This is a genomic window from Streptomyces sp. NPDC086787 (assembly GCF_044745865.1).
Classification (GTDB): Bacteria; Actinomycetota; Actinomycetes; order Streptomycetales; family Streptomycetaceae; genus Streptomyces.
Genome location: NZ_JBIVBC010000003.1, coordinates 1 through 13,719, shown reverse-complemented (window position 1 = coordinate 13,719; position 13,719 = coordinate 1). Strand labels below are relative to the sequence as shown.

General features: G+C 69.5%; 16 protein-coding genes and 1 pseudogene. 4 read left to right on the top strand and 13 right to left on the bottom strand.

What is annotated here, in order from left to right; translation table 11 throughout:
• Positions 1 to 82 precede the first annotated feature (82 nt).
• From ACIPK3_RS09665 to ACIPK3_RS09610, 12 genes are all read right to left on the bottom strand, one after another.
• Entirely contained in the window at positions 83 to 1,234 is a 1,152-nt protein-coding gene (locus ACIPK3_RS09665) for a DUF3631 domain-containing protein (protein ID WP_402567897.1), read from the bottom strand.
• Entirely contained in the window at positions 1,231 to 1,653 is a 423-nt protein-coding gene (locus ACIPK3_RS09660) for a hypothetical protein (RefSeq protein WP_402567895.1), read from the bottom strand. Before ACIPK3_RS09660 ends, ACIPK3_RS09665 begins: the two co-directional genes overlap by 4 nt.
• Positions 1,650 to 2,576, bottom strand: coding sequence for a bifunctional DNA primase/polymerase (locus tag ACIPK3_RS09655; RefSeq protein ID WP_402567893.1), 927 nt, complete (start codon positions 2,574 to 2,576; stop codon positions 1,650 to 1,652). The genes ACIPK3_RS09660 and ACIPK3_RS09655 overlap by 4 nt, the downstream gene beginning before the upstream one ends.
• Positions 2,573 to 3,439, bottom strand: a complete 867-nt coding sequence (locus ACIPK3_RS09650) for a hypothetical protein (protein ID WP_402567891.1) — start codon at positions 3,437 to 3,439, stop codon at positions 2,573 to 2,575. The genes ACIPK3_RS09655 and ACIPK3_RS09650 overlap by 4 nt, the downstream gene beginning before the upstream one ends.
• Before the next feature lie 93 nt (positions 3,440 to 3,532).
• On the bottom strand, positions 3,533 to 3,985 hold the full coding sequence (locus tag ACIPK3_RS09645; protein ID WP_402567890.1) for a MarR family transcriptional regulator: 453 nt from the start codon (positions 3,983 to 3,985) through the stop codon (positions 3,533 to 3,535).
• On the bottom strand, positions 3,913 to 5,319 hold the full coding sequence (locus ACIPK3_RS09640; protein WP_402567889.1) for a cell division protein FtsK: 1,407 nt from the start codon (positions 5,317 to 5,319) through the stop codon (positions 3,913 to 3,915). Before ACIPK3_RS09640 ends, ACIPK3_RS09645 begins: the two co-directional genes overlap by 73 nt.
• Before the next feature lie 265 nt (positions 5,320 to 5,584).
• Entirely contained in the window at positions 5,585 to 5,923 is a 339-nt protein-coding gene (locus ACIPK3_RS09635) for a DUF6251 family protein (RefSeq protein ID WP_402567888.1), read from the bottom strand.
• On the bottom strand, positions 5,920 to 6,291 hold the full coding sequence (locus ACIPK3_RS09630) for an RRQRL motif-containing zinc-binding protein (RefSeq protein ID WP_402567887.1): 372 nt from the start codon (positions 6,289 to 6,291) through the stop codon (positions 5,920 to 5,922). Before ACIPK3_RS09630 ends, ACIPK3_RS09635 begins: the two co-directional genes overlap by 4 nt.
• Positions 6,291 to 7,181 (bottom strand): DUF2637 domain-containing protein, encoded by an 891-nt coding sequence (locus tag ACIPK3_RS09625; RefSeq protein ID WP_402567886.1) that lies wholly within the window; start codon positions 7,179 to 7,181, stop codon positions 6,291 to 6,293. Before ACIPK3_RS09625 ends, ACIPK3_RS09630 begins: the two co-directional genes overlap by 1 nt.
• Entirely contained in the window at positions 7,178 to 7,621 is a 444-nt protein-coding gene (locus ACIPK3_RS09620; protein ID WP_402567884.1) for a Pycsar system effector family protein, read from the bottom strand. The genes ACIPK3_RS09625 and ACIPK3_RS09620 overlap by 4 nt, the downstream gene beginning before the upstream one ends.
• Positions 7,618 to 7,887 carry a DUF6284 family protein gene (locus ACIPK3_RS09615; protein ID WP_402567883.1) on the bottom strand — a complete coding sequence of 90 codons (270 nt, stop codon included), beginning with the start codon at positions 7,885 to 7,887 and terminating at the stop codon, positions 7,618 to 7,620. The genes ACIPK3_RS09620 and ACIPK3_RS09615 overlap by 4 nt, the downstream gene beginning before the upstream one ends.
• Before the next feature lie 94 nt (positions 7,888 to 7,981).
• Entirely contained in the window at positions 7,982 to 8,161 is a 180-nt protein-coding gene (locus tag ACIPK3_RS09610) for a hypothetical protein (RefSeq protein ID WP_391350265.1), read from the bottom strand.
• Between the two features lie 402 nt (positions 8,162 to 8,563).
• Here ACIPK3_RS09610 and ACIPK3_RS09605 point away from each other — a divergent pair, with 402 nt between their 5' ends.
• Positions 8,564 to 9,322, top strand: coding sequence for a GntR family transcriptional regulator (locus tag ACIPK3_RS09605; RefSeq protein WP_402567881.1), 759 nt, complete (start codon positions 8,564 to 8,566; stop codon positions 9,320 to 9,322).
• A 98-nt stretch (positions 9,323 to 9,420) separates the two neighbouring features.
• The gene (locus ACIPK3_RS09600) at positions 9,421 to 9,999 is read left to right on the top strand and encodes an AAA family ATPase (protein WP_402568638.1); all 579 of its coding nucleotides are present in this window, start codon (positions 9,421 to 9,423) and stop codon (positions 9,997 to 9,999) included.
• Positions 10,000 to 10,854: 855 nt separating this feature from the next.
• On the opposite strand, the gene ACIPK3_RS09595 is transcribed toward ACIPK3_RS09600, so the two are convergent.
• Positions 10,855 to 11,169 (bottom strand): PadR family transcriptional regulator, encoded by a 315-nt coding sequence (locus ACIPK3_RS09595; protein ID WP_402567880.1) that lies wholly within the window; start codon positions 11,167 to 11,169, stop codon positions 10,855 to 10,857.
• Positions 11,170 to 11,779: 610 nt separating this feature from the next.
• Between ACIPK3_RS09595 and ACIPK3_RS09590 the strand changes: the two genes are divergently transcribed.
• Together ACIPK3_RS09590 and ACIPK3_RS09585 are read left to right on the top strand one after the other, a co-directional pair.
• Positions 11,780 to 13,246, top strand: a complete 1,467-nt coding sequence (locus ACIPK3_RS09590; protein WP_402567878.1) for a DUF6923 family protein — start codon at positions 11,780 to 11,782, stop codon at positions 13,244 to 13,246.
• 68 nt (positions 13,247 to 13,314) lie between these two features.
• Positions 13,315 to 13,719 (top strand): annotated as a pseudogene (locus ACIPK3_RS09585) (hypothetical protein); the annotation flags it as partial.

The following is a 13,719-nucleotide window of genomic DNA, read 5'->3' as shown; positions in this document are numbered from 1 at the left end:
GCGGGAAGGGGTAGCGGTAGCGGATGGGTAGCGGCGCGGTAGCGGCAACCATGGCCAGTTGCCGCTACCGCGTTAGTGCTGGTCAGGCAGCGTTTTCGGTGCCCGGTAGCGGAGGTAGCGGACTTTCCGGGGGTGGGGGGCAGTAGCGGGCCCACGCGTCCCGGAGATCGGCGGCGTAGTAGCCCTTGAGCACGCTCCCGGCGGCCTTGATGTTCCGGGACGTGATCGGCTCGTTGTCGGCCGTCATGTACTCGGCGAGCATCCGCGAAAGGCGCCGGTTGTCGAGCGCCTTGCCGTTCAAGTCAGCCCACGGGGCGTCGTCCAGGGCGTTGAGCCGGTCAAGGATGGCGACGGTCGGCAGGCGGTCGATGCCGACCATCACGTGGTCGCGCAGGTCGGTCAGCAGCCGAACCCCCAGACTGCCCTTGTCATTGGCCTTGGAGGCGGTCACCAGCGTCACGCAGGCCGCCCGAGCCCGCTCGGGCCAGTTCCCGCCTGCAGCGTCGGCAACGGCGAGCAGGGGTTCCCACACGTCCGCCGGTCGGTCGCTCACCCCGTCCGGCATGTCCGGCCACGCTCCCATGACCAACCCTCGGGCCTGCTCTGCCCATGTGGCGAGCCGGTCACGGTGCTTGTGCCCCTCCGCCTCATGGATACGGGCCCGGAACGGCTCCACACGCTCGTTGCGGGCACGGCGACGCATGCGGATGACGACGGAGCGGCTCAGGATCGTGTCAGGCAGGGAGCCGAGTCCGGCGACCGCGACCGCGCAGTACGAGGGAAAGGCCTGCACGGTCTGTTGCCCGCCGTCCCCGATGCACCGGTAGGTGACCCCGGTGCGGCGGTGACCGGCGTTGAGGAATCCGCGTAGTTCCTCGTTGTCCCCTGCCTTGGGGCCGAAGACGGTGTCGATCTCGTCGAACAGGATCGTGGGCTTGCCGTTGCCTGCGGAGACGGACCGGAACAGGGCGGCGGCGGAGGCGTTGACGGCCGTCATGGGCTGCGGCACGAGGGTTTCGACGATCTCCAGGGCCCGGGTCTTGCCCGACCCCGGTTCGGGGGACAGGAAGGCGATGCGGGGGGTGGAGTCGAAGCAGTCGAGCAGGTGGGCGTGTGCGTCCCACAGTGCGACCGCGACGAACGCGGCATCGGTGGGGAAGACGTTGAAGCGTCGGTGGAAGGCTTCCACCTCGTCGAGCAGCGCGGCGCCGTCGATGGCGTTGGTTGCGGTCATGCGGCGGCCCTCCCTTCGAGGGGTGCGGCGGGAGCTCCCGCGCAGGCGGATCGGTGGGCGTCGTATTCGGAGATCAGCGCGGCCACGGCGTCAGGACCGGTGGCGGTGCGGGTCTGCCCGCAGGCGCAGGCGTAGGCGGCGGTCGGGGTGTCGCCGTACCGCTTGGACCAGCGGTCTCCGTCGTAGTGGTGCCGGTAGATCGGCGGGGCGAGGATCCGGATGCCGGGGGTGCCCGGTGTCGGGTCCGTGCCCGGCCGAACCGCGGACCGGTTCGAGCGGGGAAGAGCAGTGACGACGCCCTGTCGGGCGGCGCCTTTCGGCTCGCCTACGCCCGCCGTGTCCACAGGCTGTGGAGCGGCGTGCGGCCGATTGGCGGGGCCGGTGGGGCAATCCAGGCGGGGGGAGTTGGGGGCGGTCATGAGGCTGCCTGCCGCGGGGTGGCGTGGGCGATGACCCAGTCCATGGCGCTGCGGATGGTCGTGCGGCACTCGGTCGGCGGCAGTCCGGTGGCCTCCCCCGCCCCCTGGATTGCCTGCTCTGCCGCATCCCGGGGCAGGTCGCCCCATGCGACGAATCGGGCAATCTTGCAGGCGCTCTTGTGCAGGGTGTTGTTGCGGCCGTCCGGCCCGCCCTCCGTCGCTGCGGCGACGACGGCGCACTCGCGTTCCAGCGCGGTCCGGGCGGCGCGGGTGCCATCTCGCACCGGGGCCAGGTCGACGACGGCGGGCCGGTCCGGCTCGGTGAGCCGTTCGGCCAGCCATCCCGGCAGCGGCGCCACCGGGGCGCCATCGGCTACCTCGTACGTTCCGTCAGGCGTTGTGCTGCCGGGAGCAACGACGTAGCCGCCCCACGCGCGGGTGTCGATGTGCGGTCCGAGACGGTTCGCGCTGCACTTCAGCCGCACCCCCGCCGGGGCGGCGAAGTACAGGTGTTCCCCGCCGCGCGCGGTCCGCACCCGGTAGGTCGTGGGGACGGCCTGGCCGGTGCGCTCGCAGAGCGCCGCAAGGGAAGTCGCGCCGTCAGGCGCCCCTTCTGGCTCTTCGGGCTTGCACACGTCCAGGTCGACGACCAGCAGACCGGCCGGACCGGTGGCGATCCCCACGTTGTACGGGCGCATGGCCCACGTGGCGTGGATCAGGTCGGGGTTAGTCGTGGCGCGCTGTTCGGGCTTGCGGTGCCCGCCCGTGCACCGTCCGGTGCCGGGGCAAGCCCGTTCGGCGTGTCCGGCCGGGCGCTTGGCCCGCGGGTGCAGGGGGATGACGGGCCAGCCGCGTTCCGCACTGGTGAGGGCGGAGGCGAGCAGGGGCAAGCAGGCCAGATGGGCGGTCAGGGGCTGGTTCATGCTGCCCTCCGATCGGTGAGCAGCGTCTGCCGGTGGGTGGGGATGGCACTGATGGCGCGCTCGCGCCACTTCAGGGCGTAGTCGATGCAGTTCGCGCAGTTCTTGTGCGTGGTGTGGCCGGGCAGCGGCGGGCGACGGCGCGCGTGGGAGCTCCAGGCCGCGGAGTCCGCGGACGCGAGCAGATGCCCGACGCGTTCCAGGCCGAGGATCTTGAATCCGAAGCCGTGCAGCTTGAAGCCGTGCGCGGCCATGGCGGTGACGATCGCGGCGCCCTCGCGGGTGGACTGCAACCGGCATACCGATCCCAGCCCCACCACCGGTTCACGCCGCAAGTCGACGCCCACCTTCTCGAACAGCTCCACGCAGCGCTCGTACTCGGGGATGCTGCGTCCCTGGAGAACGGGGGCGATGCGCAGGTCCGGGGCGAGGGAGCGCAGTTCGAGGAAGTTGGCCACGGTGCGGCGCTGGTGCTCGGCGACGCTGAGGTGGGTGCCGACGAAGTGCTGACCGCCAAAGGTGCCGCCGTGGATGATGGCGTCCTCACACATCCAGTCCTGCTGCGCGGCCCAGTCGTAGGGGCCGACATGCTCCCAGATGCGGCGCAGGTCATCGACATACTGGCGGGGCGGGCGGGTCCAGGTGCCCTTGTTCTTGAGCTCCATGAAGCCACCGGAGTCGATCGCGTAGGGACCCTGAGCTTGGTCCCACTTGATCGCCCGGTCGAAGTGCTCGGACTTGAGGAACAGCGGCACGTCGGTCAGGCGCAGCCAGTGCCGCTTGTGGGTGGTCAGGTAGAACCGCATCGCGCCCGCGGCGGGAGCTCCCGCCGGTAAGGCTCGCGGGAGGGTCGTGGGTTGCGTCATGCTGGAAGACCTCCACAGGTCTGTCGAAGGGCAGGTGGAAGGCGGCGGCCCCGGTTCTTGGCGGAAGGGGGGCCGCCGTCGTCGTGTGGTGGATCAGGCGGCGGCGGACTCGTCGCCGCGCGTGGCGGTTAGGCGGCCGTCCGAGGTACGGACGACCGTGCCTCCGGTGGTGAGGGTTTTGACAGCCTTGGACACGGCGCCCTTGGACAGACCCGTGCGCGTGACCAGGTCCTTCTGGAGTACCGGTTCGGCGGCGGTCTCGATGACCTTCAGGACGCGGGCGGCGGCGCCGTCTACGGCGGGCGCCGTCTCGGTCGCGGCGTTCGTGATGAGGGTGAGTGTCGGTGCGCCCGCGGTTTCCACCGTGGGAGCGACGGACCGGGACCAGGGCTCACGGTCGGGCAGGGCGATGACCACGCTCTTGTCCATGTAGCGGACCTTGACGGGGTCGGGCTTGCGCTTGCCGTCCCGGATCAGCGCCACACCCGGCACGGGGAGTTCGTCGGCGTTCCAGCCCTTGGCCTGTGCGTCCTCCCCGAGCACCACGCGCGCTTCGGCCGGCGTGCGCACGGCCAGGCAGATGGAGACGCCGATCTGGGGGGCGATCTGCTTGGGATGCCGTCGCCGATGGTGGGCTTCTGGGTCATCCACCACAGGTCGATGCACGCTGCGCGGCCCATGCGGGCGATGGACTCCAGGGCCGGAAGTGCGGAGCGAGTGGTCGTGCGGGTCTTGCCGTCGCTGGTCTCGGTCTCGTAGGGGACCTTGTCGGCGGCGGTCATGACCTCGGCGCCCTCGTCGACGACGACCGTGATGCGCGGCCGGTCGGGTGTGGGGGTCCAGGTGTCCTGGCCCTTGGGGAGGATGCTGAGCCGTTCCAGCATCTCCGTCTCCAGCTCGTCGGTCACGTCGATGACCTCGTGCGGGGTGGAGGCGACGCGGGCTCGGTGGTCCCACAGGCGGCCTTCCACGCGCTTAAGGTCGATGATGACGAGCGCGTTCGTCTCACCCTCGGACGCGTCGAACAGCAGCGGCCGGGACGCCACCGACTTGCCCGCGCCGGACCGTCCGGCGATGAGCAGCCGTTCCCCGAGCGGCACGGTGACCTGTTCGCCGGTGACGGTGTCGATGCCGAGGGAGCGTCGCTCGGGCGTCCAGGTCAGGTCGTCGCCGTCGGCCGCGCTGCGGGTGCGCAAGGTGAGTTCGGCCCAGCCGCCTTGCTTGCCCGCCTTGATCTGCATGCGCAGGCTCGTGCGCGCCCCGAGCAGGGCGCGAATGTGGTCCTCAGCGCTGCGGAGCTTGGTCGCCGTCCACGTGCCGTCGAGGCGGACGGCGCACACGATCCCGGCTTCTGTGAGCTTGGGTCGGCCGGTCAGCGTGCCCGACAGGCCGCGCTGTTCGGCGTGCTCCTTCCAGTGCTGCGGCTGAAGGCGCTTCAGCAGCGCCGACTCTTCAGCGGTGGGCTTCAGGCCGGTGGTGTCGCGCTCGCGCACCGCGATCCACACCGACAGCGCGGTGACGGCCGCGACGACGGCGACGGCCGACCACACCCACACGCGGGCAGAGACCTGCGGCAGCCACACGTACCCTGCGACACCGAGCGCGGTGGCCGTCTTGGTGGCGAACAGCCACATCGGGTCCGGGACGCGCCGCTTGGCCGTGCGCAACTCGCGCTCCGCGCGGTGGCGCAGGGGGGTGACGCCCTCAGGGTCGATGGCGCGGGCCGTGGCGAGCGCACGGCGAGCGTCGCGCACGAGGGGCTTGCGTTCGGCGCGCAGGGCGCGGCGGCGCTCGGATTCCTTGCGCCAGTGATCGGCCGTCCAGCGGGCGGCGGTGGCTGCGTACTGACGGTGTGTACGCCAGACTTGTCCCTGACTCACGACTGATCCTCTTCTCAGGGGTGGTGGGTCGGTGGTGACGGGCCCTGCGACGGCCCGTCACCACACGCGCGTGTTACGCGGAGTGAGCAGGTTTCCGGTTTCCTGGTTTCCGAGGCGGCCCCTACGCGCGTGCGCGCGATGACGGAAACTTCCGTCACCCTGCGTCGCTACGGGGGTTGTGGCGGCCGAACGGCCTTCCGGGGGTCAAACCCCACCCGGAAGGCCCCTCAGGCGCCCTGCGGGCCACCTACGGCCTCGGGGTAGTTCAGCGGCCCTTCCGACCGCGCTTGCCGGTGCCCTTGCAGTCGTCGCCCACGGCCCGGACGACCGTGATGACTGCCCAGCCGAGCACGAGCGCGATGAACGCGAGCATCGCCAGGTTCGCGGCGATGGCCGTGAGGGCGCCGACGAGCAGCGGGCCGAAGTAGACGCCGGCCGCGACCGCACCGGCACCGACCCCGGAGCCGAGCGCGACGCGCTGCACCGTGCGGTCCGGCGGCGCCTGGTGGATGTGCACCACCTGCGGCCCGGCAAGCTGCTGCGCGGGCACGGCGGCGGGGTCGGCGTAGACGTGGCTGCCGTCCGGGAGCTGAACGACCGTCATCGGACGGTGTGCGGGGAGCTGTTCCATGACGCACCCTCCGGGGCGTTGTCGGGGAAAGCGCAGGTCGTGCACATGCCGAGCGACGGCGGGATGACGTATCCCGCATCACGACGGCAGGCGGGGCAGGTGCGGCGGGCAGCGTTGGCCTTGGCCAGAGCCGCCCACCGGGCCGGAGTCATCGCCCGCACCGGCTTGGCGCGGTCGATGCGGTAGAGGTAGGCGACCAGCGGGCCCCGCCGTCGGCGGGGACGTTCGAGCTGTGCCGCCACGTCCTGACCGCCGGGCCGCAAGCCGCGCGCTCGGAGCTGGCGGCGGGTGGCGTAGCCGTCCGGGGCGAACCGCCACCGGTAGACGGGCAGGGCACCCATCAGGCGACCTGAAGGCCGCGTTCGGCGCGCAGGGTGTCGCGCAGGGTGCGGGCGTTCGCCGGGGAGGTGCGGACCTCCCGGCGGATGCCCTCGGCGGTCAGCCTGGTGTCCGGCCAATCGGCCGTGACCTTCCGGGCCTCATCGAGCAGCTCGTCCGGGCTGCGCTTCGGGCGCGGGGTGCGGGCAACCTCGGGCACACGGCCCGTAGCACGGCGCGGGCGGGTCGAATCGGCGGCCACCGCCCGCCGCTCGATCGGCGCCGGGGGCGGCTGCTCGATGGCCCCGACCGGCTTGGCCGGGATGTTCGACTTCAGGAAGCCGACGGCCACGGCTCGGGGCAGCGCCGTGACGTTCGGCGTGATCGGCGCCGGAGTCGATACCACGAGGTCAGAACTAGACCGATTCCTCTCGGTATTGGTCGATTCCTCCGCATTCGCGGTCGGAGCTGCGATCGGGGTGGGGCGGTGGTGCAGCACCTTTGCCACGAGGTCGGACCCGAAGTAGATCGACCCGACCGGCAGCGAAGTAGCGAGCAGCACCAGCGCCCAGTTCGCCGGGCCCCAGTCGGCCAGTCGGCCCCAGTCGACCGAGCGGCCGTGGAGCTCCGGCACCAAGCCGTGCACGTAGTTCAGGACCAGTGAGGCGAGGGTGTAGCCAGCCAGCACCCGCAGCGCGAACGTCCGGTCCCGTCCGGCGAGCACGAGCGTCGTGATCAACGCCAGGGCCATGAGGCCATCGACCACGAACGGGTACAGCATCGCGGCCGTGTCGTCGGCGCCGATGGCGCCCGCAACGTCGCGCAGAGCGTTCCAGGACACCCGGAAAGCCATCGCGACCACGACGACCAGCGCGAGCACGAGGGCCGCGCGGCCCTTGCGGTGAAGACTCATGCCGCACCCCCTGCTGTGAGCAGGGCGGCCAGGATGAGCAGCGCCCCACCGACGCAGGTCAGGTCGACCGCACGGCGCAGGCACGTGAACTTGGCGACCGCGAGCCGGGACAGTCCGGCGATGTCGGCGGCCAGGTCGGTGGCGACGGCGTCTGTGATCTCCTCGGCGGTGAGCTTGGCCCACAGCGGGAACCCGCGCCGCCCGCGCAGGTTCGGGCAGGTCGAGCGCAGCAGCAGACCGGCCGCCGCGACCAGCAGCACCATCCCAGCGCCACCCGCGATGTAGGCGGGGAGCGTCAGGGGCAGGTCACGGGCGACCGTCCAGGCACCGGCCAGCACCGCGCCGACGAACGCCAGCAGCAGACCGGTCTTGGTGTCGGTCCGCGTGATCTCCGCCTTCACCTCGGCGTGCGCGGCGGTCAGGCTCCGGGTGGTGCTCATGCGGCACCGGCGGGCAGGGTCGCGGCGGCGGTGCGGTTGGCCAGGTCGATGCGCGCGGCCAGCGCCCGGTTCCGGGCCCGGCGGATGCGCCGGTTGTCCAGCTCGGTCGGGATGCGGTCCAGGGCGATGATCTGCGCGTCGAGCAGGTCAACGTCCGCCATGATGACGGGCATTTCCTGCTCGATCGCGTCCAGCTCCGCGTCCGTCGGCTCGATCCAGTCGGCGAACGCGGTAACAGCGTCCCGAACAGTAACGATGTGGCTCATTGGGTCGTGTGTCCTCTCAACAGGTACGGCCCGACAGCGCCCCCGGAGTTCCAGCTCCGGGGGCGCGCCGTTTAAGGGGTGTGCAAGTCCTAGGTCAGCGGCCCTGCGCCCAGCGGAACAGGCCGACGACCGAGTCGGTGACGTCGGTGACACGGCCCGACTCCAGCTCGTCGGCCCGGGCCTCCATCTGCTTCGCGGCGGTGTCCTTGCCCCGGCTACGCAGCACCTTCGCCGCGTCACGGTTCTTCGAGGCCTGTGCCTTCAGGCGGTCCATGAACAGTCCTCTCGATGGATGAAGGGTGAAGCTCACGCGGCTCCCCTCAGCGCTGCTCGTACGAGACGAGCAGCGGAGGCAACCGGCCGCCCGCAAGAAGCGCTGCGAGCGTCGTCGTGCAGGTGTCTCCTTCGGGAACACGGGCTCCCGTTACAGGCGTATGGAGACGCGACCTTTCGGTCTAAGCCCTCCCGAATGACCAGGGTCGGGTGCGCCCTCGGCCCGCTCTGTCCCGGGCCCCTTGACCCCGAACCAGCCCTGAGGCAGAGCGCGTTGAGGTCCTGCACCCCCCCGACCGGTGTACTGGCCGGCGAGTACATCCCTAAGGTTCCCTAGGGTTCCCTGCGGTGTCAAGCGGTAAGCTAGGGAACCTAAGGGAACTGCGATGAGGGAGCTGACGAAATGGCTGGTCAGGCCGACAATCGAGCGCCGTATGCGCGGATTGCCGCCCACTACGCGGACCTGATCGCGTCGGGTCAGCTACAGCCGGGATCACTTCTGCCGAGCATCAAGAACCTCTCGGAGGAGTGGAGCGTGAGCACCGCGACGGCCGAGAAGGCGTTGCGCAAGCTGCGCAACGATGGTCTCGTGCGGGGGATTCATGGGATCGGGACGGAAGTCCTGGACCGCCCGGGCCCCATGTCTTCGGGTTCTCAGCGTCAGGACCGGGGCCGCCGTACTGGATCGAGTTGGGGATCAGGCGAGCGGTCCGACTCGCATCAGGCCGCCGTGGTGCCTGCGCCGGCAGACGTGGCCTCAGCCCTGGACATCCAGCCCGGTTCCGAGGCCATCCGTCGGTGCCGGGTGTACAGGGACCGACACGGCATCGTGGCGCACAGCACGTCGTGGATTCCCGCTCAGTACGGGAAGCTCATCCCTCAGTTGGCGACGAGCGAGCGGTTGACCGGGGGAACCTCGCTTCAACTCATCGCCCAGGCGACCGGCCGCCCGATCAGTCATCGGGTCGACTCGGCCTCAGCGCGCCTGCTGACAGCGGAGGACGCGCAACTCCTGGAACTGGACCCGAAGAACCCGCCCGCAGAACCGGTAGTCGTGATGACAGCAAAGTTCATCGATAGCGAGGGTGGCATCGTGGAGTACGGCGTCGACCTCGGCGCTCCTGGGCGCACCTGGCGGACGGAATCGGAGGTCTTCCAGTGACGGACGACGACACGCTCTTGAGCGTGCTCGAAAGCCGCTTGGGTAATCTGCTCGCCGCTGGCCGTAGTGGCCAACTCACACCCGAAGCCGAAGCGGAGATGTCCGTCATCTCCCAGACCCTCACGAGATCGATGTCGCCGCGTCCCCCGTTCTGCGTCCTGATGGCTGGCCTGCCCGGCTCCGGTAAGACCACGCTTGCACGTGCTCTTACCGCCCGTGGGTTCGTGCGGCTGTGTCCGGATGAGGAGATGTATCGCCGCCACGGCGTGTACGGGGTGGACTTCCCGAGGGGGACTTTCCCGACCCTTGAGCGTCCGGTCCTTGAGGATGTCGCGGTTGAGCTTCGGGAGCAGCTTCAGGCGGGGCATGATGTCGTGGTTGACCATGGCTTTTGGACCCCGAAAGACCGCGACCGGTGGCGAGCCATCGCGACTGACGCCGGCGCCACCCCGGTGCTTGTGTATCTCGCAGCCAGCCACGATGAACTCTGGGCACGGATCAGCAAGCGCAACGAGGACCACGCGCACGATCCCAACGCGATCTACTTCGCCGAGAGTGACCTTCAGCGGTACCGCACCCGCTTCGTCCCGCCCGAGTCGGATGAACTGCACCTCAAGTACGACGGCGATCCTGCGGCCGTAGTCGCGGCACTCGAAGCCAAAACCGACACGTACTGAGACGTGTTGTGCACGCTGGCCTGCACGGTGCCGCGCCCATAGAGCACGGCACCCAAGTGAGGCTTAGCCGTTCCCCCCACCGCTCCGCTGTGAGCGGGAACTCCGGCACTGCAGAACCGCGGCGTTCGAAGGGCTAGTCGTCGACTGACTCGTGCTCCGCCAACTCAATACCTCGTACCCGACGGAGCCAGCGGGACATGACGTACAGCGAAGCGCCAGCGATGCCGCATGGCTCCCAAACGTCTGTCACTAGAGCGATCAGACCATCATTCCCGACGATGCACACCGCCTGGACGCCGATGGCAGTGGCGATGAATGCGTTAGTCCGCGACTGGACGCGGAGCAGCCAATCGACGGGCCGCCACGCCGGTCGCACCATGTCCCTCAGCCGCATACGCAATGCAGCGAGGAGAAAGCCCAGAGCAAGTGCTTGCTGACGTGCTCGGGACAGCGGAAGTCCGTCCTCGGGGCTACCTGCCAGCAGCGCCTGCCACTCATCGTGGAGATGAGGGCGGCTTGCTCCTGCGACGCGAGCAGCCAGGCTCGTTGCAGAGCGCGCCGTTCGGGGCGGCTGGTGGTTAGGCATTTCCTCCTCGTGGCCCTCTGTGTCCACGTCCCGGATGCGCAAAATCCCGCGTTCGTAGTCAGGGACGATTGTCAGGACGAGCGAGAAGTCGAATCCACGTGTGACGGAGGCGGCTGTCACACGCAGCGGCTTTCCAGTGTGCTCCCGCAGATCAAAGTCGTTGGGGAGTCGGCTGAGAATCCCTTCGATGGTTGGGATTAGGTTCGGGTTCTCGGCGCATGCCTCTCGCGCTGATCCTGACCACGCGTACCTCAGCGGAGAGGTGTCACTCATGCGCCACCGCCCGAGAGGCCAAGGCCGAAGCGGCGCGCCCGGCGGCCTTCCAGTGCCTGAACGGCCCGTTGACGACCGGTCCCAGTGAGTTCGTAGAAGCGACGGGGAGGTCGGCCAGGATGGGGGCCAGATTCCTCAACACTGGTGACCCAGCCACGCTCAGCGAGACGATCGAGGATGGGGTAGACGGTGCCGGGGCCGAGGTCCGCATCCCGACAGATGCTGAGGCCCCAAGCCGGATTGTCGCTCGACGCGGAGAGAAGTGACTCCAAGACGGCGATCGTCGGCTTCGTAAGCCGGATGTTCGTCATGCCACCTAGTGGAGCATCTATCGAGTACGACATGCAACCGTGTATCGAGTACGACTGACGGTTTCGACTATGGGACGCCGACCGCATGACTGACGGCCGTCTCTCGCGGCTCTCATGATCGGGCACCCTGCCGCCCGTACATGGCTTGAACAGCGGACGTCAGCGACTCGATGAGCGACAGCTGGATGGCGCCCTGACATCAACGCCTGACATCAACAGTCACGTACACCGGTACACAGCGACGGACCGGCATCGTGGATCGACAGTGGAGTCACGGCACTGGAAGGCTGGCGGGCGCCCGGCATCTTAGGGGGTGACGCGCCTACGGATCAGAAGGTTGCAGGTTCGAATCCTGCCGAGTGCACATCGGACCAGAGGCCCTGTGGAGAGATCCACAGGGCCTCTGGCTTTTCGGTGTGGGCCGATCGGTGTGGCCGGGTTACTGCGCGGTGGTGATCTTCGTGTGGCGCAGGCGCTGCGGGGAGTGACAGCGGCTCTGTGAATGCTCGGATGGGGTCGCTCTGCTTGTGAGCAGGGCCGTCGCAAGTGAGTCCCCATCGAGGTGGTTGCAATCCGAGTACACCGAGTACAACGGACATGGCGGCAGGCGGTGGCGGTAGGGGCCGTCGTCCTGGCCACGGTGGGTGCGCCGGCGAAAGCCACCCCGGCGAAGGCTGTCTCCGCCGGCGCCGCTGCCTCCGCCAAGAGTCCCGGAGTCGCTGTTCAGCGGGTGCGGCAGACGCCCTGGCCGTGCAGCGGGCAGATCATGGTCGTCAGCGGGACGGGCACCGTCCAGCTCTACACCGGCACCCCGGGGGCGGGCACCGTCACGTTCTCCCCGGTGGGCACCCCCCAGCCGCTGTACAACGCCATCGCCATCGACCCGTCGACGGACATCATGTACGGGTTGCAGGGGTCCGCGCAGAACCTGATCGAGGTCAACCCCGACGGAACGACCACCACCGTCGGCGCGGTCGCGGGCCTGCCCGCCCAGGCCTCCCCGTACAGCTCGGGCGGGTTCGACGGGAGCGGCAACTACTGGGTGACCCAAGGCGGCAAGTCGACGCTGTACAAGATCAACGTCGCCAACGCCACACTCGTCCAGAGCCTCGCCCTCTCCCAGACGGTGCGGCTCGCGGACATCGCCTTCGCCGACGGGTTCTTCTGGGGCGCGGACCCCACCGGGGCGATCATCCGGATCGACCCCACCACAGGGACGACGACCAACTTCCCCGGCCAGCTCCCGGTCGCTCCCAACTACGGCGGCATGTTCACCTACGGCAACGGCGACCTCGGGTTCGTCTCCAACGCCGGAAACCTCTACCGCGTCGAGGTGACCAACCCCGCCTCGGCCAACCCCACCTTCACCGTGCTGTCCACCCAGGCGTCGCCCACCGGGTTCGCGAACCTGGACGCGACCTCGTGCTTCGGCTCGGACGTCGACCTGGGGATCACGAAGACCGGACCGGCGCAGGTGGCGCCGGGCGGGGCGATCTCCTACTCCCTGACCGTGACGAACCACGGCCCGGACAACTCCTCCGGCTACACCGTCACGGACGCCGTCCCGGCCGGCCTGGTGAACGCCGCGACGACCACCCCGGGGTGTTCGATCACCGGCGGCATGATGTCGTGCACCTCGGGCCCGCTGGCCAACGGCTCCAGCAACACGATCACCCTGACCGGCACCGCGGCCGCCGTCGGCGTCTCGTCGATCGCCAACACCGGTTCGGTGACCGGGAACGACCTGGACCCCAACCCCGCGAACAACCAGTCCACCGCCACCACGACCGTGGCCGAGGCACCGAGTGCTCCGGTGTTCACCAGCCCTCCCAACGGGTCGGTACTGGCGCAGAGTCCGCCGACGTTCACCGGCACCGGTGATGTCGGAGACACGATCACACTCTCCGAAGCGGGCGTCACGCTGTGCACGACGACAGTCGATGCCACCGGCACCTGGACCTGCACCCTGCCCAGAGCACTGAGCAACGGCCCACACACCATCACCCCGACGGCCCGGGACGCCGGAGGCGGCGTCACCGAGGGTGCTCCGATCACAGTGATCAGGCGGAAGCGCTGATCAGGCGTGCCGGACTTCCGTCGGTTCGGGGACCGAGTCGAGACACGAGCTGGGAAACGAGGATGCTGATGACGGGTCGCAGCACGCGCCGCGGTGCGACGGCGCGCAGACAGGTCGCGCTCTGGTTGGGGGTGGCGGCACTCGGTATGGCCGGTGCCCTGCCCGCCCACGCGGCAACCGTGACCAACGTCGGCTGCGGCCCGACCGCGGGTGCCGACCTGGTGGCCGCGATCACCGGTGCCGCCCCCGGCGACACCCTCGTCCTCGCCGACTACTGCGTCTACACACTCACCGGCGCCGCGTCCGGCGACGACGGCCTTCCCCCGATCGACGAACTGCTCACGATCCAGGGCCACCACGCCACCATCCAGCGATCCCCCTCGACCGCCAACCGGTTCCGCGTCCTGGACGTCGCCGCGGGGGGACACGTCATCGCGGACAACCTCACCATCATGAACGGCGCACCGCCCGAC

What these genes read in the sequence shown, in the direction of transcription:
- ACIPK3_RS09610 (WP_391350265.1), bottom strand. Translation starts at nt 8,161, where the DNA reads ATGGACCGCCTGAAGGCACAGGCCTCGAAGAACCGTGACGCGGCGAAG.
- ACIPK3_RS09625 (WP_402567886.1), bottom strand. Translation starts at nt 7,181, where the DNA reads ATGAGTCTTCACCGCAAGGGCCGCGCGGCCCTCGTGCTCGCGCTGGTC.
- ACIPK3_RS09655 (WP_402567893.1), bottom strand. Translation starts at nt 2,576, where the DNA reads ATGAACCAGCCCCTGACCGCCCATCTGGCCTGCTTGCCCCTGCTCGCC.
- ACIPK3_RS09630 (WP_402567887.1), bottom strand. Translation starts at nt 6,291, where the DNA reads ATGGGTGCCCTGCCCGTCTACCGGTGGCGGTTCGCCCCGGACGGCTAC.
- ACIPK3_RS09605 (WP_402567881.1), top strand. Translation starts at nt 8,564, where the DNA reads ATGGCTGGTCAGGCCGACAATCGAGCGCCGTATGCGCGGATTGCCGCC.
- ACIPK3_RS09600 (WP_402568638.1), top strand. Translation starts at nt 9,421, where the DNA reads ATGTCCGTCATCTCCCAGACCCTCACGAGATCGATGTCGCCGCGTCCC.
- ACIPK3_RS09650 (WP_402567891.1), bottom strand. Translation starts at nt 3,439, where the DNA reads ATGACGCAACCCACGACCCTCCCGCGAGCCTTACCGGCGGGAGCTCCC.
- ACIPK3_RS09595 (WP_402567880.1), bottom strand. Translation starts at nt 11,169, where the DNA reads ATGACGAACATCCGGCTTACGAAGCCGACGATCGCCGTCTTGGAGTCA.
- ACIPK3_RS09660 (WP_402567895.1), bottom strand. Translation starts at nt 1,653, where the DNA reads ATGACCGCCCCCAACTCCCCCCGCCTGGATTGCCCCACCGGCCCCGCC.
- ACIPK3_RS09635 (WP_402567888.1), bottom strand. Translation starts at nt 5,923, where the DNA reads ATGACGGTCGTTCAGCTCCCGGACGGCAGCCACGTCTACGCCGACCCC.
- ACIPK3_RS09665 (WP_402567897.1), bottom strand. Translation starts at nt 1,234, where the DNA reads ATGACCGCAACCAACGCCATCGACGGCGCCGCGCTGCTCGACGAGGTG.
- ACIPK3_RS09615 (WP_402567883.1), bottom strand. Translation starts at nt 7,887, where the DNA reads ATGAGCCACATCGTTACTGTTCGGGACGCTGTTACCGCGTTCGCCGAC.
- ACIPK3_RS09620 (WP_402567884.1), bottom strand. Translation starts at nt 7,621, where the DNA reads ATGAGCACCACCCGGAGCCTGACCGCCGCGCACGCCGAGGTGAAGGCG.